The sequence below is a fragment of the Lentzea alba genome (genome assembly GCF_047445655.1).
GTDB lineage: Bacteria > Actinomycetota > Actinomycetes > Mycobacteriales > Pseudonocardiaceae > Lentzea > Lentzea alba_A.
Window position 1 is genome coordinate 239,659 of sequence record NZ_JAJAEG010000004.1, and the last position, 23,926, is coordinate 263,584.

Below are 23,926 nucleotides of genomic sequence, written 5' to 3' on the forward strand. Positions count from 1 at the left end.
TCACGAATGGTACGGCTGAAGACGGATCTCCTCGCCCTGCCAACGCGCCCGGAGCCAGCGGTCGTGGCTCGCGAGCACGATCGCGCCCGGTCCCGGCCCCAGCGCGGACTCCAGCTCGTCGCACAGCAACGGCGACAGGTGGTTGGTGGGCTCGTCGAGCAGCAGCAGGTCCGGCGGCGAGGCCACGAGCAACGCCAGAGCGAGCCGCCGCCGTTGGCCCACCGACAACGCGCCGACCGGCTTGCGCAGGTCCCACTTGTGCAGCAGCCCCAACGACTCCAACGGCACCTCCGCTACCCGCGAAGCCCCGAGCGCGCGGCCGTAGGTGCCGAGCGGGGTCAACCGGGGGTTGGCGAACGTGGTGTCCTGGTCGAGCAACCCGACCCGCAACTCTGAATGCCGCTGAACCCCGGCCGCCGCCAGCTGCCCTGCCAGCACCAGCAGCAACGTCGACTTGCCCGAGCCGTTGGGCCCGCTGACCAGCAGCCGATCACCGTCGACCAGGTCCAAGGAATCAAGGGAGAGCCGGCCAGGCACGCGAACATCCCGCAGCGACACCAGAACCGAGCCGGTCGAGGTCAGCGAACGAGCGAAGCTCAGCGGCCGTGGGGGAGCGGGCACGCTGCGGCGCTCCAGGTCTTCGAGGCGGCGCGTGGTGTTGCGGATCCGCCGCGAGATCTGGCTCTGCACGCGGTTCGCCCGCACGCCGTAGCCCATCTTGTCGCTGTCGCGCATCGTCCGGTTCGGCGCGATCCGCCCGGCGACCAACCCCAATGACGACCGCAGCGCGGCCAACTCCTCCTGTTCCTCGACGTACCGCTGTTCCCACCGCGCCCGATCAGCCCGCTTCTGCTGCAGATAGGAGCTGTAGTTGCCGCCGAACCGGACGGGCCCCTCGACGGCCGGGTCCAGGTCGATCAGGTCCGTGCACACCGCGTCGAGGAACGCCCGGTCGTGGCTGGCCAGCACCACGGTCCCCGGCAGCCCGCGCAGCTGTTCCTCCAGGAACGCGGCCGCGTCGTCGTCCAGGTGGTTCGTCGGCTCGTCCAGCAACAACGCCAAAGGCCGGCGAACCAGCAGCGCCGCCAGGTCCAACCGGCGACGCTGACCACCCGACAACGACCCGAGCGGCCGAGACCAGGAGACGTCGCCGAGCCCGAGTCCGCTGAGGACGATCGATGCGCGGCGGTCCGCGTCCCACGCCTCGTGCTGCTGCGCGAGTTCGAGCCGTTCCGCATACGCTGCAAGGAGATCCGGATCGTCGCCCATGATCCCGCCGAGCCGTTCCAGCTCAGCCACATCCGCGCGAGCCTCAACCAGAGCAGAGTCGACGACGTCCGCCACGGAAGCCGACGACGGGAACGGCATCTCCTGGTGCAGGAACCCGAGATCGGAAGGCCGCTCGACAGAACCGCCGTCGGGCTGGTCGACGCCCGCGAGCAGCCGCAGCAACGTCGACTTGCCCGCGCCGTTCTCGCCGATCAACCCGATCCGCCGACCGGGTGCCGCGACCAGCGACACCCCGTCGAGCACGCGGCGGCCTCCGAAGACACGCACCAGGTCGTGGGCGACCAGAGCGGCTTCAGCCACGGGAGACCTCCAGCAGCTTGCCGCCGTCGAGGCGCAGCCAGCGGTCGATCTTCACCTCGCTCAGGAACCGCTCGTCGTGGCTGACGACGACGAACGCGCCCTGGTACGCGTTCAACGCGCTCTCCAGCTGGCCGGCGCTGATCAGGTCGAGGTTGTTCGTGGGCTCGTCGAGCAACAGCAGTTGCGGCGCGGGCTCGGCGAACAGGATGCACGCCAGGGTGGCGCGCAGGCGTTCGCCGCCGGACAGCACACCAACGGGCAGGTGTGCTCGCGGACCGCGGAACAGAAAGCGCGCCAACAGGTTCATCCGGTCCGCGGGTGGCATCGCGGGGGCGGCCGCAGCGAGGTTCTCGGCCACCGTGCGGGCGTCGTCGAGCAGGTCGAGCCGCTGGGACAGGTACGCGACCCGGCCGTCCGCACTGCGCACCGAGCCGCTGTCCGGCGTCAGCGAACCGTGGATCACGCGCAACAGCGTCGACTTGCCGGCGCCGTTCGGAGCGGCCAGAGCGATGCGCTCCGGCCCGCGGATCGTGAGATCCAGATCGGCGAACAGGTCGCGTACCCGGATGTCCGTGCCCTCGAACAGGGTGCGGCCGGACGGGACCGCGGTCTGCGGCAGCTCCAGGCTGATCTTCTGCTCGTCCTTCAACGCGCGTTCGGCCTGGTCTAGACGGGTCTTGGCGGCGCCGAGACGAGCCGCGTGCGTGCCGTCGGCCTTGGCCGCTGACACCTGTGCGTCGCGTTTCATGTTGCCGGCGAAGATCCGCGGCAGACCGGCGTTCGACAGGTTCTTCTGCGCGTTCGAAGCACGGCGAGCGGCGCGTTCGCGGGCCTGCTGCATCTCCCGCTTCTCGCGCTTGACCTCCTGCTCGGCGCTGCGGATGTTCTTCTCGGCGACCTCGCGCTCGGCCGCGACGGCTTCCTCGTACGCGCTGAAGTTGCCGCCGTAGAAGCGAATGTCGCCGTCGAGCTCCGCGATCCGGTCCATCCTGTCGAGCAACGCCCGGTCGTGGCTCACCACGAGCAGGCAGCCGCGCCAGTCGTCCAGCACGGAGTAGAGGCGGTGCCGCGCGTCCAGGTCCAGGTTGTTGGTCGGCTCGTCGAGCAGCAGCACATCGGGTTGCCTGAGCAACTGGGCAGCGAGCCCGAGCGAGACGATCTGACCGCCGCTCAACGTGCCGAGCAGCCGGTCGAACGCCAGATCGAGGCCGAGCCGGTCGAGCTGGGCGCGGGTGCGTTCCTCTACGTCCCAGTCGGAGCCGATGACGGTGAAGTGCTCCTCGTCGACGTCACCGGACTCGACGGCCGCGATCGCGCGCAGCACGGTCGCAACGCCGAGCACCTCGGCCACGGTCAGGTCGGCGGTGAGCGGCAGGTCCTGCGGCAGGTAGCCGAGCACGCCGTCGACCGACACGCTGCCCTCGGCGGGCTTCAGCGCGCCCGCCACGAGCTTGAGCAGGGTCGACTTGCCGGCACCGTTCGGGGCGACGAGCCCGGTGCGGCCCTCGGGGAACGTGACGGACAGACCGTCGAAAACGGGGGTGCTGTCCGGCCAGGCGAAGGACAAATTGGACACGACGATGGACATGTGAAGCCTCAAGAGGTGCTGCGCGCGAAACGGTCGCGCGAGTGGAAAAGGGGACGACGGAACGGCCATCGCGATCGATGGCCTCTCACCTCACGGGCTCACCCGGAGATGTCGTCTTCACCCACCAGCACGTCGAACTCCTCAGTCGATGATCTCCGCCGTCCACGGTAGCAGCTTGCGCCACCGGGTTGCTGGACCTACGGTAACGCAACAACCTGTTGTGGAATGAGGGACAGTCATGGCGCGTCCGCGGGATCCCGAACTCGAACAGCGGCTGCTCGTCACGGCGTGGGCGCTGCTGACCGAGCACGGGTACGACGCGCTGACGTTGACGCAGGTCGCCGCGCAGGCGAACGCGCACCGCACGGACGTCTACCGCCGGTGGAGCAGCAAGGTGCGGCTGGTGGCGGACGTGCTCGACGAGTTCCTGCCGCCCGTGCCCGACTGCGACACGGGTTCGCTCCACGGCGACCTCAGCGCATTCGTGGAGGACCTGGCGATGGCCTGGGACCAGCCGTGGAACGACGGCCTGATCGGTTTCCTGGCCGACCTGCGCCGCGACGACGAGGCGGAGCGCACGTTCCGCAGCCTGGTCGCGCGCCGGTCACAGCCCCTGGTGGACGCGATCGCACGAGCGGTGCGGCGCGGTGAGATCGGCGAGGTCCCCGAGCTGGCGCTGGTGGGCAACCTGCTGGAGGGCCCGCTGATGCACCGCAGGATGTTCGGCGGGCAGCCGCTGAGCCCGCAAGAGCTGGAAGTGGTCACGTGGTCCGTGCACAGCCTGCTCACCGGAACGGCGGTGACGCCATGAGCGACCTGCACGAGCTGACGGCCGCGCAACAGTTGCATTCCTTGCACACCAAGGAGATCAGCTCACGTGAACTGACCGAGCACTACCTCTCGCGCATCGACCGCCTCGACGCACAACTCGGCGCGTTCGTGACGGTCGCTGACGCCGCACTTGAAGAAGCTGCAGCCGCGGATGAACGACTGGCCCGAGGCGAACGGTCGGCGTTGCTCGGCCTGCCGCTGGGCATCAAGGACCTGGCGGCGACCGCGGGCATCCGGACCACGTTCGGGTCGGTGGCCATGGCGGATTTCGTGCCCACAGAGGACTCCTGGACCTCCGGACTGCTGCGGCAGGCGGGCGCGGTCGTGCTCGGCAAGACGAACACGCCGGAGTTCGGTTCCACCTGCTACACGGAGAACGACGTCACGCCGCGCCCGTCCGTGACGCCTTACGCGCTGGACCGCTACTCCAGTGGGTCCAGCGGCGGCGCGGCAACGGCTGTCGCAGCGGGACTTCTGCCGGTCGCGCACGCGAGCGACGGCGCGGGTTCGATCCGCACGCCCGCGGCCACCTGTCATCTCGTCGGGTTCAAGCCGAGCAGGGGTTTGGTGAGCTCGGCGCCCGCCACCTCGTTCTTCGTCGCCTCCACCGAAGGCCCCATCGCACGCACAGTTGAGGACGCCGCGCTGCTCCTGGACGTGATGGCGTGTCCCGCGCCTGGCGATCTCTACGGCTGGCGTCCGGCAGGCAGTTTCACCGCCGCGCTCGGCGTCCGGCGGCCGTTGAGGGTGGCGATGTGGACCGACACCGGACTCGACCAGGACGTCGACCCGCAGGCGGAACTGGCCGCCCGGCGCACCGCGGACCTGCTCGCCGAGCTCGGTCACGAGGTCCGGGAGATCCCGCTGCCCGCGCGCTGGGAGGAGCCGGTGCGGCGCGCGATCGTCGACTGGTTCGCGTACTCGGTGGGTGCGGCGGTGCAGGCGATGATGCTGTCGGACCGGACGCATCTCCTTTCGTCGTACTCACAACAGCTCCTGTCGATGAGCGATGCCTTGTCCGCCAACGACGTCGTGACCGCTCAGGCGGTGCTTGCCCGCTACGCCAGCACGTTCCTGGCCGCGATCGACGACTACGACGTGGTGTTGACGCCGACGACGAACGGCGCGCCTGTCCCGATCGGCTACTACGAGGGTGAGGAGGCTGACCGGATGCTGCGCTGGTCCTGCCACACGCCGTGGGTGAATCTCGCCGGTGTGCCCGCGATCTCCGTTCCGTCGCATGTGGACGGTCTTGGTCTGCCGCACGGTGCCCACCTCGTCGGCCGCAACCGGCACGACGCCGAACTGCTCGCCTTGGCCGCACAGCTGGAAAGCGCGGGGCTGTGGGCCGACCTCCGCCCTCCGGTCTGGGAGGCGTGATGCCCGATCCCGGCGCCGGCCTGACCGAGAAGATCGTCACGCTGCCGGACGGGCGGAAGCTCCGCACCGTCATGGCGGGGGAGGGCCGGCTGGTCGTCTTCGAGGCAGGCATGAGCGCGCCCGCGTCGTCGTGGGTCCACACGCAGCGCGAGGTGAGCGCCCGCTGTCGCACGTTGTCCTACGACCGCGCGGGTTACGGCGGCAGCGACGTCGACCCGCACGACCGCACCCTCGACCGGATCGTCGACGACCTCGTCGCGTTGCTCGACGTTCTCGGCGAGACCGAACCGGTGGTGCTCGTCGGGCACAGCTGGGGCGGGCCGATCATCCGGCTGTTCGCCGACCGGCATCCCGAGCGAACGGCGGGGATGGTGTTCGTCGACGCGACCCTCGCCGAGGTGATGTCCACGAAGAACGCGAAGATCGCCGCCCGGTTCTTCGCGCTGATGGCGTTGATCGCGCGGTTCGGCGGCAAGGGGTTGATCAAGAAGGCGACGTTCCGCAACGGGGTGTCGCCGGAGATCACCGCCGCCGACGTGGCGATCATGACGCGCGACTACGCGTGTGCGAGGGCGATGCGCGCGGGCAGCAGGGAAGCGCAGCAGATCGAGGGTGCGCTGCCGTTGATGAGGCGACTCCAGGCCACCGGCACGCCGGACGTGCCGACGGTCTGTCTGCAGGCCGGACTGGTCGAGCGGGGCATGACGGAGTGGCGGCCGAGGTTCAACCAGTGGGCCGCCGACCTGATGGCCGCCGTCCCGCGCGGGAAGATGATCGTCGTCGAGGAAGCCGGGCACCTCATTCCGCAGGAGTGTCCTGCGGTGGTGCGCGAAACCGTCTTCGGGGTCGTCGAGCAGTTACCTTGAGCGCGTGGACTTCGACGAGTACCGGAAACACGACGCCACCGGGCTGGCGCAGCTCGTCGCGGACAAGCAGGTGTCCGCGGCCGAACTCCTCGCGGTGGCACGAGCCCGCGCCGAGGCGGTGAACCCGAGGCTCAACGCGATCGTCCGGGACGTCCCCGCCGAACCGTCGGACGAGCTCACCGGCCCGTTCGCCGGGGTGCCGTTCCTGATCAAGGACCTCGGCCAGGACTACGCGGGCCTGCCCACGTCGAACGGCTCGCGCTCGCTGTCGCGGCTCCCGGTCGCTGAGCACTCGACCGTGGTCCACCGCTGGCTCGACGCCGGTCTGGTGATCTTCGGCAAGACCAACCTGCCGGAGTTCGGCGCGAAGGCGATCAGCGAGCCGCTCGCCTGGGGACCCGCGCGCAACCCGTGGGATCTCTCGCGCACCCCCGGAGGTTCGTCCGGTGGTTCGGCAGCCGCGGTCGCCGCCGGCATCGTGCCGTGCGCCGGCGCGAACGACGGTGGCGGCTCGACCAGGATTCCCGCGGCGTGCTGCGGACTCGTCGGCATGAAGCCGGGTCGTGGCCTCACGCCGTTCGGCCCGGAGACCGCCGAGATGATGCACGGCGCGGCGGTGCAGGGCGTCGTGTCCCGCACGGTCCGCGACACCGCCGCGATGCTCGACGTGATCTGCGGCGGCGAGCTGTCCGGGCCGTACTCGCCCGCGATGCCCGAGGCCTCGTTCGCGTCGTGCGTCGGCGAGGCGCCGGGCAGGCTGCGGATCGGCGTGCGGGTGCCGTCGGCGATCAACCCTCAGCCGCACGCTGAGGCGTTCGCGGCCGTCGAGACCGCCGTTCGCGTGTTGACCGAGCTTGGCCATGAGGTTGAGGAGCTGCCGGAGGCGCCCTTCGACGACGCCGTTCTGGCCCGCGACTTCCTGCTGACGTGGTTCGTCAACCTCGCTTGGAAGGTCGCCGACGCCAAGCGGCTGTCCGGGGCTCCGGACCTCGCGTTCGAACGCGAGACGCTGCTCATGGCCGCGCTGGGCCGGGCCACGAGCAGCGTCGACTACGTGGACGCCGTGCAGCGGCGCCACGAGCACACCCGTCGGCTGAGCGTCTTCTTCGAGTCCTACGACCTGTTGCTGACGCCGACGCTGGCGACTCCGCCGCCGAAGGTCGGTGCGTTCGAGCTGCCGGTGTCGTTGCAACGGGCGACGGACGTGCTGCTTCGCACCCGCACGGCCCGGCTGCTGCGGCACACCAAGATCGTCGACGACATGATCCAGGACAACCTCGGCTGGGTGCCGTACACGCAGCTCGCGAACATCACCGGCCGGCCCGCGATCTCGTTGCCCCTGCACTGGACGGCGGACGGGCTGCCGCTCGGCGTTCAGTTCGTGGCGCCGCTCGCGGGGGAGTCGCTGTTGATCCGGCTCGGCGCCCAGCTGGAGGAAGCACTGCCGTGGGCTGACCGGGTCGCGCCTATTTGAGGAAGCTCAGCAGCTCCGCGGTGACGAACTCCGGGTTCTCCTCGGCGAGCCAGTGTCCTGCGTGCGGAACGTCCACCGCGCGCACGATGTTCGTCATCCGCGGGGCTGCGGTGCCTCGGATCGCTTGGGCTTGACCCTGCGCGGCCATGATCAGCGTCGGGGTCTTTACAGGCGCCGCTTTGGTGGTGTCGCTGACGTCCTGGTCCAGTGCGCGGTACAGCCCAAAACCGCCCTTCAGTGCTTCGGGTTTCTGGTACGTGCGGGCGTACTCGTCGATCTCGGCGTCGGTGAACGGGGACTGCGTCGAGGTGCCGCCGAAAGCCGTGCCGTTGAAGGAGACCTGCGGGTAGAAGAGCTTGAGGTACTCGCGGACGTCGTTGCCCACCACCGCTTCCGGCACCTGGGGCTGGGAGTGGAAGGCGATGTGCCAGCTGAGGTTCCGGTAGGTGCGGCCGTCGATGGCCGGTCCCGGCAGCGGCAGGTCGAGGTAGCCGAGGCGGGCCGTGTCGGCGGGGAACCGGCTGGCGTACTGGAACGCGACGGCGGCGCCCAGGTCGTGTCCGATGATGGAAGCGTTGCGGACGTTGAGCGTCTCGGCGATCAGCTTGTGGACGTACCTGGCCAGCGTGGCTTTGTCGTAGCTGCCCGGGGTGCCGGTGCTGTCGCCCAGGCCGGGCAGGTCGATGGCGTAGACGGTGTGCTGTTCGGCGAGCTTCGGCATGATCGGCCACCAGCCGTACCAGGTCTGCGGCCAGCCGTGGATCAGCACGACCGGGGTGCCGCTGCCACCTTTCACGTAGTGCATCTTCACGCCGTCGACGTCTTGGAACTCGTGCCGGAACCTGCCCTGGAACGCCTGGTCGTGCTGGGTCACCGCGGCGTACTGCGGGGGCGCTTCCGGGGAGGGCGCGCAGGCGGCGAGGGCGAGCAGAAGGGCGAGGGCGATGTGTTTCATGGCCTCAGCCTGGGACGGCCCGGCCTGATCTGGCACGAAAACTTGCCGTCCTGGCAAGATGGCCGGGCGTGAACCGCGAAACCGAAGACGTACTGGACGGTGTGGGAGCACGGCTGCGGGCGCTGCGGCGGCACCGCGGCATCACCCTCGCCGACCTCGCCACGACGACCGGCATCTCGGAGAGCACGCTGTCCAGGTTGGAGAGCGGGCAGCGCCGCGCGACCCTGGAGCTGCTGCTTCCGTTGGCCCGCACCTACAACGTGCCGCTGGACGACCTCGTGGGCGCCCCGCGCACCGGTGATCCGCGCATCCACCTCAAGCCGATCCACCGGTTCGGCATGACGTTCGTGCCGCTGTCCCGGCGGCCGGGCGGGGTGCAGGCGTTCAAGATGCTCATCCCCGCCACGCCGAAACCACTCGAACCCACGCCGAAGACGCACGACGGGTTCGAGTGGCTCTACGTCCTCAACGGACACTTGAGGCTGGTGCTCGACGATCTCGATCTGACCGTGCCGCCTGGTGAGGCGGCCGAGTTCGACACGTCCTCGCCGCACTGGCTGGGGAGCGCGGACGGCGGCGCTGTGGAGCTGCTGGTCCTGTTCGACCCGCAGGGAGTCCGCACGCACATCCACGCCGACCCGCATCGTGCTAGCTGAGCGCGAGGCTCTTTCGGTTGAAGCCGGTCGTGACGATCACACCGGTCAGCGCGACGAGCGCGGTGACGACGCCGAACCCGGTGGCCATGGCGGCAGCACCGACGACGCCGGCGAAGTAGCCCGCGACGATCGCGGAGACACCCATCGCGAGGTAGCCGACGAGGTAGATCGCGGTGAACAGGCCCGCACGGTGCTGCGGCGCCACCTCGGGAACCATCCCCCTCGTCGTGCCGGAGAACGACGAACCGAGCCCGGCGCCGCCGAACGCCGCGGCGGCCCACAGCAGCGGCAGCGAGTGCGCGCCGACGCTGCCGACGAACAGGATCGCGCCGACGGTCATCGCGCTGGTTCCCACCAGCCGCAACCGATGCGGGCTGATCTTGGTCGTGGTGGCCGCGACCGCGGTTCCCGCGCTGAACGCCACGAACGCGGCCAGCGAGCCGACGACGGGACTGTGCACCGCGAACACGGAGACGAGCACGACCGGCACGAGTCCCATGAACAACGTCATCAGCATGAAGCCGCTGACCAGCCCCGGGATGGCCGTCGAGAACAGGCGACGCACCTGAGCAGGCACCTGCACGCTCGGGATCAGTGACAACAGAGCGCCCGGCTTGCGGGTCGCGGTCTCCGGCGTGACCAGTGTGAAGGCCGTGCCGAGCGCCATGATCACGACGAGCACCAGCCACACGGTCTCCGGCGCCGCGATCAGTCCCGCGAAGAGCGAGCCGATGCCCAGGCCCGCCAGTGGTGCCATGCCGGTCATCAACGCGCCGAGCTTCTTGTGCCGCTCGGGCGCGAGCTCGACGACGGCCGCGCTGAGCGCGCTCGACGCCGCGCCGGTCGCGATGCCCTGGACGACCCGGCCGGCGATCAGCCAGCCGACCGAGGGGGCGAGGAAGAACATCAGCATCGCCACGAGCTCCACGGCGAGGGCGCCGATCATCAGCGGCCTCCGTCCGATGTGGTCGGACAGCGACCCGATCACGAGCATCGCCACCAGCAGTGCGAGCGCGTAGACGCCGAAGACCAGGGTCAGCGTCGACGGCGGGAAGTCCCACCGCGCCTGGTAGATCGGCAGGAGCGGGGTCGGGGCGCCGGCGGCAACGAGGATCGCGACCATCGCCGCAGAGATCCCCGCGAAGCCCACGGTGCGCGGCAGGCGCGGCCCGGCAGTTGTGGCGCGATCGAGCAGTGCGGTCATGGCGCTTCCTTCTCGTCTTCGGGGTTGAGGACACTGACGGTAGACCACTCTACTTCGTTTTTGCAAGTGAACTTCTAAAACGGTGACTTGCACCGCTTGTGCAAGCTCGCTACGCTGGGTGCATGAAGCGACGTGATTTCGGCCAGTACTGCGGCATCGCCAGGGCGTTGGAGCTCGTGGGCGAGCGCTGGGCATTGCTGATCGTGCGCGACCTCTTGGTGCGTCCGCGCCGCTACACGGACCTGCAGTCAGGGCTGCCGGGAATCCCGACGAACGTGCTGTCCACCCGGCTGAAGGAGCTGGAACAGGCGGGCGTGGTGGAACGCCGCGTCGCCCCCGCACCGCAGCGTGGCGTGGTCTACGCACTGACGCCGGTCGGCCAGGACCTGGAGCCGGCCGTTCTCGCGCTCGGCCGGTGGGGCTCCGCCCAGCTCGGCGAACCGCAGCCGGGCGACCACGTGAGCGTCGAAGGTGTGACGCTGAACATGAGGGCCGCCTTCCAGCCCGGCCAGGCGGAAGGCGTGACGGCGTCCTGGGAGATCCGCGCCCACGACATCGTGCTGCACGCCGTGCTCACCGACGGGAAGCTCGAATCCGGCGTCGGGCCTGCCCCTGAACCTGATCTGGTGATCACGGCGAAGATCGACGAGGACGCCCTGCCGTCGTTCAGGGCGATCGTGACGGCGGCGAAGAGCGGGCTGGTGGAACTGACCGGCCGCAAGAAGCTGCTCGACACGTTCCTGCGCGTGTTCACGACCCCACGACCGGCCTGAGCCCGCTCGCCTCTCCACCTCCGCCCGGCGCACCTCGCGCCGCGCCGCGAACATGGGTGTTGCCACGGATGGACACGTGGCCGTGTCACCCGTCAGCCTCGCAGGCGAAGCGGGAAGTGAATCACGGAGAGGCGAAGCGCGTGTCGTTGTTCGGGCGGATCTTCCTGCTCAACGCCCTGGTCCTGGTGGCGGCGGCCGCACTGCTGGTGTTCGGTCCCGCGACCGTCTCCACGCCCGCGCTGCTCGGCGAGGTGCTCGTGCTGGCCGCCGGGCTGGCGGTGATGCTGATCGCGAACGCCGTGCTGATCCGCGTCGGCCTGGCGCCGCTGGGCCGGCTGACGCGCGCGATGACGACCATCGACCTGCTCAAGCCGGGGCCGCGGCTGACCACGCGCGGACACGGGGAGATCGCCGAGCTGATCACCACGTTCAACAGCATGATCGACCGGTTGGAGGCGGAGCGCGGGTTCAGCGCGGCGCGGGCGTTGTCGGCGCAGGAGGCTGAACGCCGCCGCGTGGCGCAGGAGCTGCACGACGAGGTGGGGCAGTCGCTGACCGCGGTGTTGCTGGGGCTCAAGCGGGTCGCCGACCAGTCGCCACCGGAGGTGCGCGAGGAGTTGTTGCAGGCGCAGGAGACCACCCGCAGCACGCTCGACGAGATCCGCCGCATCGCCCGCCGGCTGCGGCCCGGTGTGCTGGAGGAGCTGGGGTTGGTCAGCGCTCTGAAAGCCCTCACGGCGGAGATCGGCCTGCCGGTGCGGCAGTCGTTCGACAGGAACCTGCCCGCGCTGGACGCCGAGACGGAACTGGTCGTCTACCGGGTCGCGCAGGAGGGCCTCACGAACACGGTCCGGCACGCTGCCGCCGACGCTGTCGAGCTGTCGTTGCGCGCTCGTTCGTCCAAAGTGGAGCTGCTGCTGCGCGACAACGGCCGTGGGATCGGTGAGGCTTCTGAGGGTGCGGGGATCCGGGGTATGCGCGAACGTGCGCTGCTGGTCGGTGCCGAGCTCAGCGTCGGCTCGGCGCCTCAAGGCGGCACCGAGGTCCGGCTCGTGGTGCGCGGATGACCGTGCGCATCCTGTTGGCCGACGACCACGCGCTCGTGCGCCGTGGAGTCCGGTTGATCCTGGACAGCGAACCCGATCTGACCGTTGTGGCCGAGGCCGGTGACGGTGCCGAGGCGATCACGTTGGCGCGGGCGGAGAAACCGGACCTGGCCGTCCTGGACATCGCGATGCCGCGGATGACCGGGCTGCAGGCCGCGCGCGAGTTGTCGCGACTGTTGCCTGACCTGCGGATTCTCATCCTGACGATGTACGACAACGAGCAGTACTTCTTCGAGGCGTTGAAGGCGGGCGCGTCCGGGTACGTGCTGAAGTCCGTCGCCGACCGCGATCTGGTCGAGGCGTGCCGGGCGGCGATGCGCGACGAGCCGTTCCTCTATCCCGGCGCGATGAACTCGTTGATCCGCAACTACCTGGACCGCGCGAAGGACGGCATCCCCGCCCGCGCGATCACCGACCGCGAGGAGGAGATCCTCAAGCTGGTCGCGGAGGGCCACTCGTCCAAGGAGATCGCCGACCTGCTCGTGATCAGCGTCAAGACCGTCGAACGGCACCGCGCCAACCTGCTGCAGAAACTCGGGCTCAAGGACCGCCTGGAGCTCACCCGGTACGCGATCCGCGCCGGGCTGATCGAACCCTAGGAACCCAGTGAACGTCGAAGTGACGCCCCTGCCCGGCATAGGGGTCAGGCAGGACTTCAGCATCCGCTCCGGCCGCCGGATCGGGGTGATCTCCTACCGCGACGGCAAGTTCGAGCTGATTCTGTCCAAACAGGACGACCCGGACGCCACCGTCGCCTCGATCCCGCTCGCGCCGGAGGAAGCCGGCACGCTGGCTGGCCTGCTCGGCGCGCCGCAGCTCGTGACGCAGCTGGCGAAGCAGCACCGCGACATCACCGGGATCACGACCCGTCAGCTGCCCGTCACCGCGTTCGCTCTCAGGACCCTGGGCGACACGGCTCTGCGCACCCTCACCGGTGCGTCGATCGTCGCGGTCGTGCGCGCGGGCAACGCGCATTCGTCGCCGGGGCCCGAGTTCGTGTTCGAGCACGGCGATCTCGCGGTAGTCGTCGGCACCGGGGACGGCCTCGATGCCGCCGCGGACATCCTGACGGGCGGCTGAGGCACGTGCACGAGACCACGATCGCGCTGATCCAACTGGGTGCGGTCTTCTTCGGGCTCGGCCTGCTCGGCCGCCTGGCCTGGAGATTCGGCATCTCACCGATCCCGCTCTACCTCGTCGGCGGCCTGGCGTTCGGCTCCGGCGGCCTCGTCCCGCTGCACGGCATCGAGGAGTTCGCCCACCTCGCCAGCGAGATCGGCGTCGTGCTGCTGCTCCTCTTACTGGGACTCGAGTACTCGGCGTCCGAACTCACCACCGGACTGCGCAAGTCGTGGATGGCCGGTGTGCTCGACATCGTGCTGAACGCCGCACCAGGCGCGATCGTGGCGCTGCTGCTGGGCTGGGGCCCGGTCGGCGCGCTGGCGATGGCCGGCGTCACCTACATCTCGTCGTCCGGGATCATCGCCAAGGTGCTGGGCGATCTCGGCCGGCTCGGCAACCGCGAGACGCCCGTGGTGTTGTCGGTGCTGGTGTTCGAGGATCTCGCGATGGCTGTGTACTTGCCGGTGCTCACTGCAGTGCTGGCCGGGGTCAGCTTCCTGGGCGGGCTGACGTCGGTCGGCATCTCTTTGCTCGCCATCACCGTGGTTCTGGTGGTGGCGTTGAAGTACGGTCGCGTGATCTCGGCCGTTGTGGACAGTCCGGACCACGAGGTGTTCCTGCTCAAGCTGCTCGGGTCCGCGTTGCTCGTCGCCGGCATCGCCTCTCAACTGCAGGTCTCCGCCGCGGTCGGCGCGTTCCTGCTGGGCATCGCGATCTCCGGTTCCACCGCCGAGAACGCCACTCGTCTGTTGGAGCCGTTGCGCGATCTGTTCGCCGCGATGTTCTTCGTGGTGTTCGGTCTCAACACCGATCCGCGGACGATCCCGCCGGTTCTGGGTATGGCGGTGTTGCTCGCGGTGATCACGACGTTGACGAAGGTGGCGACCGGGTGGTGGGCCGCGCGTCGTCAGGGGATCGGTCCTATGGGGCGTGCGCGCACGGGTGCGGCACTGGTGGCGCGTGGCGAGTTCTCCATCGTGATCGCCGGGCTCGCGGTCGCGTCCGGGCAGGTGAACTCGCAGCTGGCGGCTCTGGCCACGGCCTACGTGCTGCTGATGGCGATCATCGGGCCCATCGCCGCGCGGTACGTCGAACCGGTCGGCGAGTTCTTCGCGCGCAGGCGGGCAGCGGCCCGGTGAGGTGGCCCGGCGTCCTGCTCGCGTTGCTGCTGGTGCTCGTCGGCTCCAGCGCGCGACATGACGCCGTCCGTTCGGATGTGGGTCTGAACGTCTCGGTTTCCGCCGTGCACGCGCTGTCGGTCGCGGCACCGGACGCGTGCTTCGCACCGAGCGTTTCCGGTCCGCGCCCAGCGTCGAGGGCTGCGCATGTCGATGTGCCGGGTGATGTGGGGTGGGAGGCAGCGGAATCGGGTCCGTGGTCGAGCCGGGCGCCTCCTCGGGCGGTGTTCTCCGACTCCGTGCACCCCTGATCCGAGGAACTCGAGACATGTCTGTTGTTGTGCTGGTGTTGCTGGCTGCGTCCGTGATCGCCGGTGTCGGTGCGATCGCCGCGATGTTGGTGAAGAAGGAGCCTTTCTACGGCGTGGTGGGGCTCTGCATCGTCTGCTTGCCGAGCTCGCTGCTGGCGTTCCTGTACCTCACGGTCGCGTGATGCCTCGCGCGATCCCGAGCTCGACCAGGTCCTGCGGCCTCAGCTTGAGCTGGTCGGCGGTGGCCTGCGTCTGCGCCGGATCCCGTTTCAGGATCTGCGCCGCCAGTTCGGGCGAGATCACCGCGAGGTAGCTGTCGGGCGTCACCCAGGTCCGGTCGGGTGCCGCGAACGCCAGCGCCCCACCGGACCCGCCCTCGCCGATCAGCAACGTCGTCACCGGCACCCGCGCGGCGGCGACCGCGGTGAACATGTCCGCGATGGCAGCGCCGATCCCTGCCTTCTCGGCTTGGACGTCGTTGGCCGCACCCGGTGTGTCGACCAGCGTCAGCACCGGAATCCCGAGCCGGTCCGCCAACCGCACCAGGCGCGCGGCCGTGCGGAACCCCGCGGGTTGCGTGGCCGTGCCGCACTGGGCGGCGTACGCGATCGTCTGCCCGTCACGGCTGCCGAACCCGCACAGCACCCCGGCGTCGATGCCACCGCACCGGTCACCGCTGATCGGTTCGTGCCAGTCGAAGTACGCGCCGAGGTACACCTCCGCCCGTGGACGGGTCGTCTTCCGTGCGCGCTGCACGGCTTCCCAACCGGTGGCCGGCAGGTCGGGCTCACCCAGCGCCGCCGGGACTTCTGCCGGACCGGTCAACGGATTGGCGAGCAACCGCAGCCAGCGTTCCAGCCTCACACGCAGGTCGTCGGCCGGCACGAGCTGGTCGACGAGGCCGACGGCGAACTGCTGCGTCACGGTGTAACCCGGCGGCCGCACCCGTGATCCGGCGAAACCCACCTGCGCACCTCGCAGGCCGAGCACGACGTCGGCACCCGCGCCCAGCGTCGCCCACCCGCCGCCGGTGGTGGGGTCGCGCAGGACGGAGAGGTGCGGCAGGCCTGCCTCGCGGGTCAGCGCGAGCTGGCGGGCGATCCGCTGGAGCTGGGTCAGCGCGGGGGTGCCCTCCTGCATGCGGCTGCCGCCGGTGGCGACCAGCGACACGACGGGCACGCCCAGCTCGCGGGCCAGGGTGAAGGCCTGCTCGATCCGGTGGCCGGTCCGGGTGCCCAGGGATCCGCCCAGGAAGCCGAACTCGAACGCGATCACCACCGCCGTCACGCCACCGATTTCGGCGACACCGCAGACGACGGACTCACGCTCGCCGGTGCGTTCGGCCGCGTCGGCGAGCGCATCGCCATAGCCCGCCCAGCCGAGTGGGCCGTCCACTTCGGACCCGCCGCCCTCGGCCGGCAGCTCCGCGAACGACGACGCCACCTCTCCGATCAACGCGCGAGCGGACTCAAGCTCGGAGCGCACGCTTCACGACCTTGCCCATGTCGTTGCGCGGCAACGACTCCACGAACCGCACGACGCGAGGCCGTTTGTGCGGGGTCAGCAACCGGGCGACGTGGTCGGCCAGCTCGTCGGCGGCGGGCCGGGCGCCGACCGGCACCACCCAGGCGATGATCCGTTCGCCGAGGTCGTCGTCTGGCTCGCCGGTCACCGCCACCTCGGCCACGCCGGGGTGTTCCAGCAGCGCGTTCTCGATCTCGCCGGCGCCGATCTTGTAGCCGCCGCTCTTGATGATGTCCGTGGCCTTGCGGCCGACGATGCGGTAGTAGCCGTCGTCGTCGCGGGTGCCGACGTCGCCGGTGCGGAACCAGCCGTCGGCGAACGCCTCAAGAGTGGCGTCCGGGCGGTTGAGGTACTCGGTGAACATGTTCGAGCCGCGCACCTGGATCTCGCCGACAGCGCCGGAACCGGACAGCGTCGAGCCGTCGTCGTCGACGAGCCGGACCTCCACGCCGGGCAACGGAACGCCGACCGCGCCGGGCTTGCGGTCGCCGTCGGCGCGGACGCTGGTGTTCATCAGCGTCTCGGTCATGCCGTACCGCTCGACCACGCGCTGCCCGGTCGCCAGGAAGATCCGCTCGTGGTCGCGCACCGGCAGCGCCGCCGAGCCCGACACCAGCAACCGCGCCTGCCGCAACGCGTCGGCGAGGGCCGGGTTCGTGTCGACCTCCTCGGCGATGCGGTGGTACATCGTCGGCACGCCGAACATCATCGTGCCCTCCGCGGAGAGCGCCCGCGCCAGCTCGGTCGTCGAGAACTTGCCGAGGTGGTGCAGGGTGCCACCGCGCCGCACCGGGCCGAGCACGCCGAGGATCAGGCCGTGCACGTGGAACAACGGCAGCGCGTGCACCAGCACGTCGTCAGGAGTCCACTCCCACGCCTCCGCCACGGCGTCCAGTGTGGACACAAGAGCGCGGCGCGGCAGCACGACGCCCTTGGGTGAGCCCGTGGTGCCGGAGGTGTAGACGATCAACGCGGGCGTCAAAGGACCAGGCTCCGGCAACAGGTCGACCGGGCCGCCGTCGAGCGTGACATCCCGGCGTGGCACCGACTCCAGTCCCGCAGGCAACTGCACGCCCGGCGCTACGAGAACGCAAGCGGGCGCGCTGTCGGCGACGATGTGTGCGAGCTCGCGTTCGCCGACCTTCGGGTTCAGCGGCACGGCGGGCACGCCCGCGAGCAGCGCGGCCACGACGGCGACGCAGGTCTCGATGGTCGGTGTCGCCCAGATCGCGACCCGAGGCAGCCCAACGAGCTGTGAGGCCAGGGTTCCCGCGCAGGACGCCAGTTCGGCGTGGGTGAGGGTGCGGTCGCGGAAGCGGAGTGCGACGCGGTCGGAGGACAAGGGGAACATCACGGGTTCACCAGATTTCGGGGACGACGAGGGCGAGCCAGACCAGCGGCGGCGCTGCCGCGACCATGATCCCGCCGTAAACCATGAGCTGCTTGAAGAACTTGTCGCGGTCGACGTCCTGTGCGCCGGCCAGCACCAACGCTCCGTTGGTGGAGAACGGGCTCACGTCGACCACGGTCGCGGACACCGCGAGGGCCGCGATCAGGCCTACCGCGCTGACCTCGCCCTGGAGCAGGAACGGCACGGCCAACGGGATCAGGGCGCCCATGATGCCGACCGACGAGGCGAACGCGGACACGATCGCACCGATGTAGCAGATCAGCAGCGCGGCGAGCAGTGGTGCGCCGACGCCTGCGACCGAATCGCCCGCCCACTTGATCGTGCCCATGGTCTGGAGGACGGCGACGTAGGTCAGGATGCCGCAGATCAGCAGCACGGTCGGCCAGGTGATCTGGCTGATGGCCTGCTTGGACGTCTCGGGCCACACAACGCTGAGCAGCACGGCGACGGTGATGGCGGCGAGGCCGACGTCGAGGTCGAAGACGAGAGCGGCGACGACGAGGGCCGCCAGGCCGGCCAGGGTGGCGATCCGCGGGGTGGTCAACCTGATGCGCTCGCCGGCTCCGCCGTCAGCCTCCCCGTTGCCACCCGCGCGCTCACCGTCATCCCCTCCACCGGCCCGACCGCCACCACCCACGTGGCCACCGCCATCCCCGCCGCCACGGCGAGCGAGGGCGGGCGCGTGCAGCGGCTGCCGGGCGAGCTTCAACCCACCGCACACCACGAACACCACGGCGGCGATCAGCAGGTTCACCACAAGGCTGGCCAGGAACAGCACGATCTCGTTGCCCGGCAACCCCTCCTTGTCCACGATGCCGTTGACGATCGTCCCGTAGATGGAGATGGGCGAGAACCCGCCGGCCTGCGCCCCGTGCACCACCATCACGCCCATCAGCAGCGGGCTGATCTTGTACTTGGCCGCGAACCCCATCGCGATCGGCGCCACGATCGCCACGGCGGCCGGGCTGACCGCTCCGATCGCCGTCAGCACGCCGGTGATCGCGAACATCACCCACGGCATCAGCGCGATCCGCCCGCCCACCAGCCGGATCGCCGCGTGCACCAGCCAGTCCGTCGTGCCGTTGGCCCTGGCGATGGCGAACAGGAACGTCACCCCGACCAGCACGACGAACAACGAGCCGGGGAAGCCCTTGAAGATGTCGTCGGCCTTCATGTCCGCGACCAGCGTGCCGACCCCGAACGCGGCGGCGAACGCGAGTGCGCCCATGTTGATCGACCGGGTCGTGGCGACGACGAAGACCACGACCAGCACGAGTATCGAGATCAGTTCGGGGGACATCGGCAGGGCTCCCGTCGTTGGGTTGTCCCAGAAGCAACAGTGGCAAAGTGGCTGAGCCACTTTCCGCCCTCTGTCCACCGGCTGTCAAGAGGTGGCCTAGTGGCTGAGCCACTTCACCCGATATCCTGGGCCGATGTCCGAGGCACTGAGGCCCATGGTGAAGTCCCGCCTGTACGAGCAGGTGCTCGAACGCCTGCGCGCGTACGTCAGCGAGGCAGGGCTGAAGGCGGGGGACAAGCTGCCCGCCGAACGCGACCTCGCCGCCAGTCTCGGCGTGAGCCGCGCGTCGGTGAAGCAGGCGATCGTCGTGCTGGAGGTCCAGGGCCTCGTCGAAGCACGTCACGGCGGCGGTACGTACCTGGTGCGCGACACGCTCGACGTCGAACCGGTCGACCAGCTCGTCGAACGCCGCAAGCGCCTCCCGGAGGTGCTGGAGGCGCGTGAGGCACTGGAGACCAAGCTCGCCGAGCTCGCCGCCGAACGTCGCACCGAGACCGAGCTCCAAGACATCCGCGAAGCACTCGACTTCATGCGCGACGAGATCGAGAACGGTGAGAACGGCGTGGAGGGCGACCGCCGCTTCCACGCCGCCGTCACCGCCGCCGCGCACAGCTCGTTGCTCGCCGACTTCATGAAGACCATCGCCGGCCAGATCACCGAGAGCCGCACCGAGTCGCTGCGCCAGCCGGGGCGTCCGTCCCGTTCGCTGGCGCAGCACACGGCGATCTACGAGGCCATCGCCGCGGCCGACCCGAAGAAGGCGGCCGCGGCGATGCGCAAGCACGTCCGCACCGTCGCGAAGGTGCGACTGCTCACGTGGGTTCCGGAGGACTGACCCGGCTGGAACCGTCGGGGTTGTGCACGACGACCGTCCAGTCGCGTTTGGTCGCTGAACGCACCACCACCTTGCCGTTGTCGTGGATGATCCGAGTGCCGTCGTACAGCGTGAACTCGCCGCGTGCACCGGCCGTCACGTGCACGGTCAACGCGTCCACCGCGTGCTGGTCGTTCACAACGTCACGAGTCCGCTCGACCAACGTGCCGCCCGCCCGCAGGAACACCGGCATGGTGTCCCACCCGGCGCTCACCGTCGCCCAGCTGTTGCCCTGATACACCTGACCGGTGAAGTAGTCCGTCCACTGGCCAGGAGGGAACCAGACGCGCGTTGAGCCGATCAAGCCAGGCGTGGTGATCGGCGCGACCAGGACGTCCGGCCCGAGCAGGAACTGGCTGTCCACAGTGGAGTAAGCCTCCGCCGAACCCGGATAGTCGACGTAAGCCGGACGCACCACCGGCACGCCCGTCCGATGGGCCTGCTCCGCCAACGTGTAGACGTACGGCACGAGCCGTTCGCGCAGGTTGAGGAACTTCGTCGCGGAAGCCTGCGCCTCCGGACCGTACTGCCACGGCAGGCGGTCGCCGTGGTTGCTGTGCAGGCGCATGATCGGCTGGAACGCGCCCAGCTGCACCCACCGCGCGTACAGGTCGTCCGGCAGCTTGGTGGTGTACCGCAGCTGGCCGTTCTCCAGGTAGGTCTCCGACCCGCGCAGCCCGGTGGTGTCGTTGTGACCGCCGATGTCGTGGCTGATCGCCGACATCCCGGTCGAGACGGCCTCGGCCGAGGTGTAGCCGATGGTGGCCTTCATGGCACCCCACGTCGACGAGGTGTCGCCGGTGAAGTGCAGCGTGTTGCGCTTCTCCGCCCACGGCCCGGTCTGCAACGGCCCAGAACCGCTGTAACCGCCGGCCTGCAACGAACCGAACCCGCGCGAGAACGCGAACGAACCCATCCGAGCGTACTGCTCGTTGATCCACGAGTCGGCCGTGACCCCGCGCAACGACGAACCCGAGCCGTCACAACACCAGTCGAGCCACCAGAAATCGGTCGGCATCGAGCGGTGCAGCTCCACGTAGGCGCGCAGCTGATCCGGGTCACCCCAGTCGAACACGTAGCAGTCCGCGCAGGAACCCTTGGCCAGCTTGCCCTTCGCGGTGGCCTGCGCCCGTGCGAAGTCCGGATCCGTGCCCTGGATGCTCGGGTGGATGTTCAACGTGCTGTGCAGGCCCTCGCTGTGCACCCAGTCCAGGAACCCTTGCGGATCAGGGAACTTCGACCGGTCCATCTGCCAGCCGTTCCACGTGTTGTGCGCCTTGAAGTCCGTGTCGACCACCAGGACGTCCAGCGGCACACCGTGCTGCCGGAACGCGGGCAGGATGCGATCGCGGTAGTCCGCGGCCGTGCGGTCGATGTACTCCGAGTACCAGACACCGTAAGCCCAGCGCGGCAACAACTTCGGCCCACCGGTCAGCGCGGCGAGATCGCCCAGCGCTGTCCGGTAGTCCTGGCCGTAGCCGAACACGTACCCGTCTTGGTACGGCTGCGCACCCCGATCGGGCCGGGGCGTGCCGTTCGCATAAGCGGAAGCCGTGTCGTCCAGCAGGCACCAGCCATCGCGGTACATCAGTCCGGGGTAGAGCCGCGGATCGCCGCTGTTCCCGGTGTAGCCGTCCAGCGAGCGCCGATAGCCGCCGAGCGCAAGGTGCTGCGCCGACGCGTTGATCCCGATGGTGTCGAGGTTGACATGGCACCCGGCAGACGGGCACGTGATCGCGAGCGAGGAACTGCCTGCCGGCAACGGGATCTGCGCGGAAACGGTGGCCCAGGTGGTCCAGCCGGCCGTCGTCGGCAACGTGACCGCCTGCCCGTTCACCAGCACAGTCCGCGGTTCGTGCTTGCCGTCACCGCCAACACCGTTGCTGTACCGCAGAACCACGGGATAGGTGCCCGCGGTCGGAACGGAACTCACCCGCTGGCTCACCCGGGTCCCACCGACGAGCTCGGCGACGAACCCGGTTCCGGCGTACCCGACGTGCTCGTCGGCGATCTCGGCGGCACCGGTCAAGGTGCCGTTCTCCGCCTCGCACACCGTGCCGAACCGGCAGTCGTCCATCGCGCGCCCGCCGGGATAGGGCTGGCCAGCAGCGAGCAGCGCGAGGCTGTCAACGTTGACGTTGCCGGAATCCGCAGCCCGCCGGGTCAAAGCGACGCGGTGTTCGCCGGCGGGCAGATCGATCTCGGTCTCCAGGAGTCGCCAGTCACGCCAGTCCGCGGTCGCCGGCAACGTCACCTGGCGCGCAGCCTGACCGTCGACGCTGAGCCCGAGCGTGCGGTTCTCGTGCTTGCCGTCGCCACCACGCCCGTTGGTGTACCGGAAGACGAGCCGGTGCCGGCCAGCGCTAACGGCTCTGACCGTCGCCGTGATCCCGTTGTTGGCATAAGAGAACCCGGCGACGAAGCCCGCGCCGGTGTGGCCGGGGTGCTCGGCCGCGACCAGCATGCCCTCCCGTTGCTGGTCCTCGGCCTCACAGAGCTGACCGGTCGCACAGACCACCCGCCGCCACGGGGACGCGGTCGTGCCGGCCGTCCTGAGTTCGAGGTTGTCCGCGCGGAACGGCCCGGAACCCACGCGGTAGCGCAAGGTCAGCGCCGAGGTGGTGATGACCAGCCACCCGTTCTCGACCCGCGACCGGTAGGCCGTGCGCGGGAAAGATCGATTTACAACGTTGTAAGTGCCCTGGTTCTCGAAGCGGTGATCCCCGGCGAACTCCGTCCGCACGAGGGTGGGGGAGAGGATCTGGAACCTGGCCTGCCCCGAGACGACCGTGTTGGTCGGCTGTGCGATCGCGGGAGTGGGCAGAACCAGGGTCAGTAGGGCGAGCAGTGCTGTACGTTTCCGCATCCGTGCTCCTCGTCTGACGCCGTCGGCTTCCGAGGTGTTCAGGTACGTGAACGTTCCTCAGCTTGGCGTGACGATGTTGAGCGATCAAGACGCCAGTCGGCGCACGATCTCGACGAACGAACGGACCAACGGGCTGGCCGAGTGCTCCGGCCAGGCGAGCGCGATTCGAAGCGGTTCGATGTCGACGATCGGCCGCCAGGTGAGGTCCGGGTGCACGTAGAAGCTCTTCATCGACTCCGGCCCGATGCACACCCCGGACGTGGTCGCGACGTGCTCCAGCATCTCCTCGACGTTCTCGTTCTCCGGCCCCCACAACGGTGTCGACCCGTCCGGCCGCGGGTTGACCGCCCAGAAGTCGACCCACTCCGGGGGCGCCAGGCGAGTCCACATGAGAGGTTCGTCGCGCAGGTCGTCGATGCCGACGTTCTCCTGTGCCGCCAAGGGATGCGAGGACCTCACGGCCACCCACCGCTGTTCCAGGGCGACGGTCTCCGACCGCAGCCCGGTCAGGTCCGCGGGCAGCCAGGTGAAGGCGACGTCGGCCAGCCCGTCGCGCAACGCCCGTGCCTCACCGCCCCAGTCGAACCGCTTCGGTTCAACTGTCACCGACGGATTCCGCGCGGTGAACACGTCCCTCGCCCGGCGTGCCAGCTCACCGCCACCGGTGGCCACAAAACCGATCCGCAGCACGTTGAGGGAGGACGCCGCTGCGGTGCGGGCGAGCCTGACGGCCTCCTGCCACTCGGTGAGCTGACGTCGTGCGGCGGGCAGCAAGGCTCGGCCCGCAGCGGTCAGCGAGACCGCGGAACTGCTCCGGACGAAGAGATCCGCGCCGAGCCGGGACTCCAGCTGCTTGATCTGCCGGCTCAACGACGGCTGCGCGACGTACAGCTCCTTGGCCGCCGCGGTGAAGCTGAGGTGGTCCGCGACCGCGACGAAATACCGCAACAGCCGGGTGTCGACGTCCATGCCTGAAA

The 23,926-nt window shown here is 69.5% G+C and carries 22 protein-coding genes; 13 read left to right on the forward strand and 9 right to left on the reverse strand.

The annotated features are described in order from the left end of the window. Both LFM09_RS08805 and LFM09_RS08810 read right to left on the reverse strand, forming a co-directional pair. Positions 1–1,590 carry an ABC-F family ATP-binding cassette domain-containing protein gene (locus LFM09_RS08805; RefSeq protein ID WP_414095818.1) on the reverse strand — a complete coding sequence of 530 codons (1,590 nt, stop codon included), beginning with the start codon at positions 1,588–1,590 and terminating at the stop codon, positions 1–3. Next, entirely contained in the window at positions 1,583–3,178 is a 1,596-nt protein-coding gene (locus LFM09_RS08810) for an ABC-F family ATP-binding cassette domain-containing protein (protein WP_414095819.1), read from the reverse strand. The genes LFM09_RS08805 and LFM09_RS08810 overlap by 8 nt, the downstream gene beginning before the upstream one ends. 238 nt (positions 3,179–3,416) lie before the next feature. Here LFM09_RS08810 and LFM09_RS08815 point away from each other — a divergent pair, with 238 nt between their 5' ends. From LFM09_RS08815 to LFM09_RS08830, 4 genes are read left to right on the forward strand one after another with little or no spacing between them, the layout of a single operon-like run. Beyond that, positions 3,417–3,989, forward strand: a complete 573-nt coding sequence (locus LFM09_RS08815; protein ID WP_414095820.1) for a TetR/AcrR family transcriptional regulator — start codon at positions 3,417–3,419, stop codon at positions 3,987–3,989. Then, positions 3,986–5,389 (forward strand): amidase, encoded by a 1,404-nt coding sequence (locus tag LFM09_RS08820; RefSeq protein ID WP_414095821.1) that lies wholly within the window; start codon positions 3,986–3,988, stop codon positions 5,387–5,389. Before LFM09_RS08815 ends, LFM09_RS08820 begins: the two co-directional genes overlap by 4 nt. Next, positions 5,389–6,255: an alpha/beta fold hydrolase gene (locus LFM09_RS08825; RefSeq protein ID WP_414095822.1), complete on the forward strand. Its 867-nt coding sequence runs from the start codon at positions 5,389–5,391 to the stop codon at positions 6,253–6,255. Before LFM09_RS08820 ends, LFM09_RS08825 begins: the two co-directional genes overlap by 1 nt. A 4-nt stretch (positions 6,256–6,259) precedes the next feature. Next, a complete protein-coding gene (locus LFM09_RS08830) occupies positions 6,260–7,729 on the forward strand; it encodes an amidase (protein ID WP_414095823.1) in 1,470 nt (489 codons plus the stop codon). On the opposite strand, the gene LFM09_RS08835 is transcribed toward LFM09_RS08830, so the two are convergent. Then, a complete protein-coding gene (locus tag LFM09_RS08835; protein ID WP_414095824.1) occupies positions 7,722–8,684 on the reverse strand; it encodes an alpha/beta fold hydrolase in 963 nt (320 codons plus the stop codon). The genes LFM09_RS08830 and LFM09_RS08835 overlap by 8 nt on opposite strands. A gap of 68 nt (positions 8,685–8,752) precedes the next feature. On the opposite strand from LFM09_RS08835, the gene LFM09_RS08840 reads away from it, so the two are divergent. Continuing rightward, a complete protein-coding gene (locus LFM09_RS08840) occupies positions 8,753–9,340 on the forward strand; it encodes a helix-turn-helix domain-containing protein (RefSeq protein WP_414095825.1) in 588 nt (195 codons plus the stop codon). On the opposite strand, the gene LFM09_RS08845 is transcribed toward LFM09_RS08840, so the two are convergent. After that, positions 9,333–10,544: an MFS transporter gene (locus LFM09_RS08845; RefSeq protein WP_414095826.1), complete on the reverse strand. Its 1,212-nt coding sequence runs from the start codon at positions 10,542–10,544 to the stop codon at positions 9,333–9,335. The genes LFM09_RS08840 and LFM09_RS08845 overlap by 8 nt on opposite strands. Before the next feature lie 122 nt (positions 10,545–10,666). Here LFM09_RS08845 and LFM09_RS08850 point away from each other — a divergent pair, with 122 nt between their 5' ends. The 7 genes from LFM09_RS08850 to LFM09_RS08880 all read left to right on the forward strand — a co-directional run bounded on the left by LFM09_RS08850 (position 10,667) and on the right by LFM09_RS08880 (position 15,156). Further along, positions 10,667–11,317 carry a winged helix-turn-helix transcriptional regulator gene (locus tag LFM09_RS08850; RefSeq protein ID WP_414095827.1) on the forward strand — a complete coding sequence of 217 codons (651 nt, stop codon included), beginning with the start codon at positions 10,667–10,669 and terminating at the stop codon, positions 11,315–11,317. A 116-nt stretch (positions 11,318–11,433) separates the two neighbouring features. After that, positions 11,434–12,384, forward strand: a complete 951-nt coding sequence (locus LFM09_RS08855) for a histidine kinase (RefSeq protein WP_414095828.1) — start codon at positions 11,434–11,436, stop codon at positions 12,382–12,384. Continuing rightward, positions 12,381–13,022 (forward strand): response regulator, encoded by a 642-nt coding sequence (locus LFM09_RS08860; protein WP_414095829.1) that lies wholly within the window; start codon positions 12,381–12,383, stop codon positions 13,020–13,022. The genes LFM09_RS08855 and LFM09_RS08860 overlap by 4 nt, the downstream gene beginning before the upstream one ends. Positions 13,023–13,029: 7 nt before the next feature. After that, positions 13,030–13,503: a cation:proton antiporter regulatory subunit gene (locus LFM09_RS08865; protein ID WP_414095830.1), complete on the forward strand. Its 474-nt coding sequence runs from the start codon at positions 13,030–13,032 to the stop codon at positions 13,501–13,503. Positions 13,504–13,508: 5 nt separating this feature from the next. Next, entirely contained in the window at positions 13,509–14,684 is a 1,176-nt protein-coding gene (locus tag LFM09_RS08870) for a cation:proton antiporter (RefSeq protein WP_414095831.1), read from the forward strand. After that, on the forward strand, positions 14,681–14,974 hold the full coding sequence (locus tag LFM09_RS08875) for a hypothetical protein (protein ID WP_414095832.1): 294 nt from the start codon (positions 14,681–14,683) through the stop codon (positions 14,972–14,974). Before LFM09_RS08870 ends, LFM09_RS08875 begins: the two co-directional genes overlap by 4 nt. A 17-nt stretch (positions 14,975–14,991) precedes the next feature. Beyond that, entirely contained in the window at positions 14,992–15,156 is a 165-nt protein-coding gene (locus LFM09_RS08880) for a hypothetical protein (RefSeq protein ID WP_414095833.1), read from the forward strand. On the opposite strand, the gene LFM09_RS08885 is transcribed toward LFM09_RS08880, so the two are convergent. The 3 genes from LFM09_RS08885 to LFM09_RS08895 are packed head-to-tail and all read right to left on the reverse strand — an operon-like array spanning position 15,143 to position 19,209. Beyond that, positions 15,143–16,459 carry a carboxyl transferase domain-containing protein gene (locus LFM09_RS08885; RefSeq protein ID WP_414095834.1) on the reverse strand — a complete coding sequence of 439 codons (1,317 nt, stop codon included), beginning with the start codon at positions 16,457–16,459 and terminating at the stop codon, positions 15,143–15,145. The genes LFM09_RS08880 and LFM09_RS08885 overlap by 14 nt on opposite strands. Further along, on the reverse strand, positions 16,443–17,849 hold the full coding sequence (locus tag LFM09_RS08890; RefSeq protein WP_414095981.1) for an acyl-CoA synthetase: 1,407 nt from the start codon (positions 17,847–17,849) through the stop codon (positions 16,443–16,445). The genes LFM09_RS08885 and LFM09_RS08890 overlap by 17 nt, the downstream gene beginning before the upstream one ends. A gap of 7 nt (positions 17,850–17,856) precedes the next feature. After that, positions 17,857–19,209: an SLC13 family permease gene (locus LFM09_RS08895; RefSeq protein WP_414095835.1), complete on the reverse strand. Its 1,353-nt coding sequence runs from the start codon at positions 19,207–19,209 to the stop codon at positions 17,857–17,859. A gap of 133 nt (positions 19,210–19,342) precedes the next feature. On the opposite strand from LFM09_RS08895, the gene LFM09_RS08900 reads away from it, so the two are divergent. After that, a complete protein-coding gene (locus tag LFM09_RS08900; RefSeq protein ID WP_414095836.1) occupies positions 19,343–20,044 on the forward strand; it encodes a FadR/GntR family transcriptional regulator in 702 nt (233 codons plus the stop codon). Here the strand turns inward: LFM09_RS08900 and LFM09_RS08905 are convergent. Together LFM09_RS08905 and LFM09_RS08910 are read right to left on the reverse strand one after the other, a co-directional pair. Continuing rightward, positions 20,022–22,949: a TIM-barrel domain-containing protein gene (locus LFM09_RS08905; protein ID WP_414095837.1), complete on the reverse strand. Its 2,928-nt coding sequence runs from the start codon at positions 22,947–22,949 to the stop codon at positions 20,022–20,024. The genes LFM09_RS08900 and LFM09_RS08905 overlap by 23 nt on opposite strands. An 84-nt stretch (positions 22,950–23,033) precedes the next feature. Continuing rightward, positions 23,034–23,918: a LysR family transcriptional regulator gene (locus LFM09_RS08910; RefSeq protein ID WP_414095838.1), complete on the reverse strand. Its 885-nt coding sequence runs from the start codon at positions 23,916–23,918 to the stop codon at positions 23,034–23,036. Between the last annotated feature and the right edge of the window lie 8 nt (positions 23,919–23,926).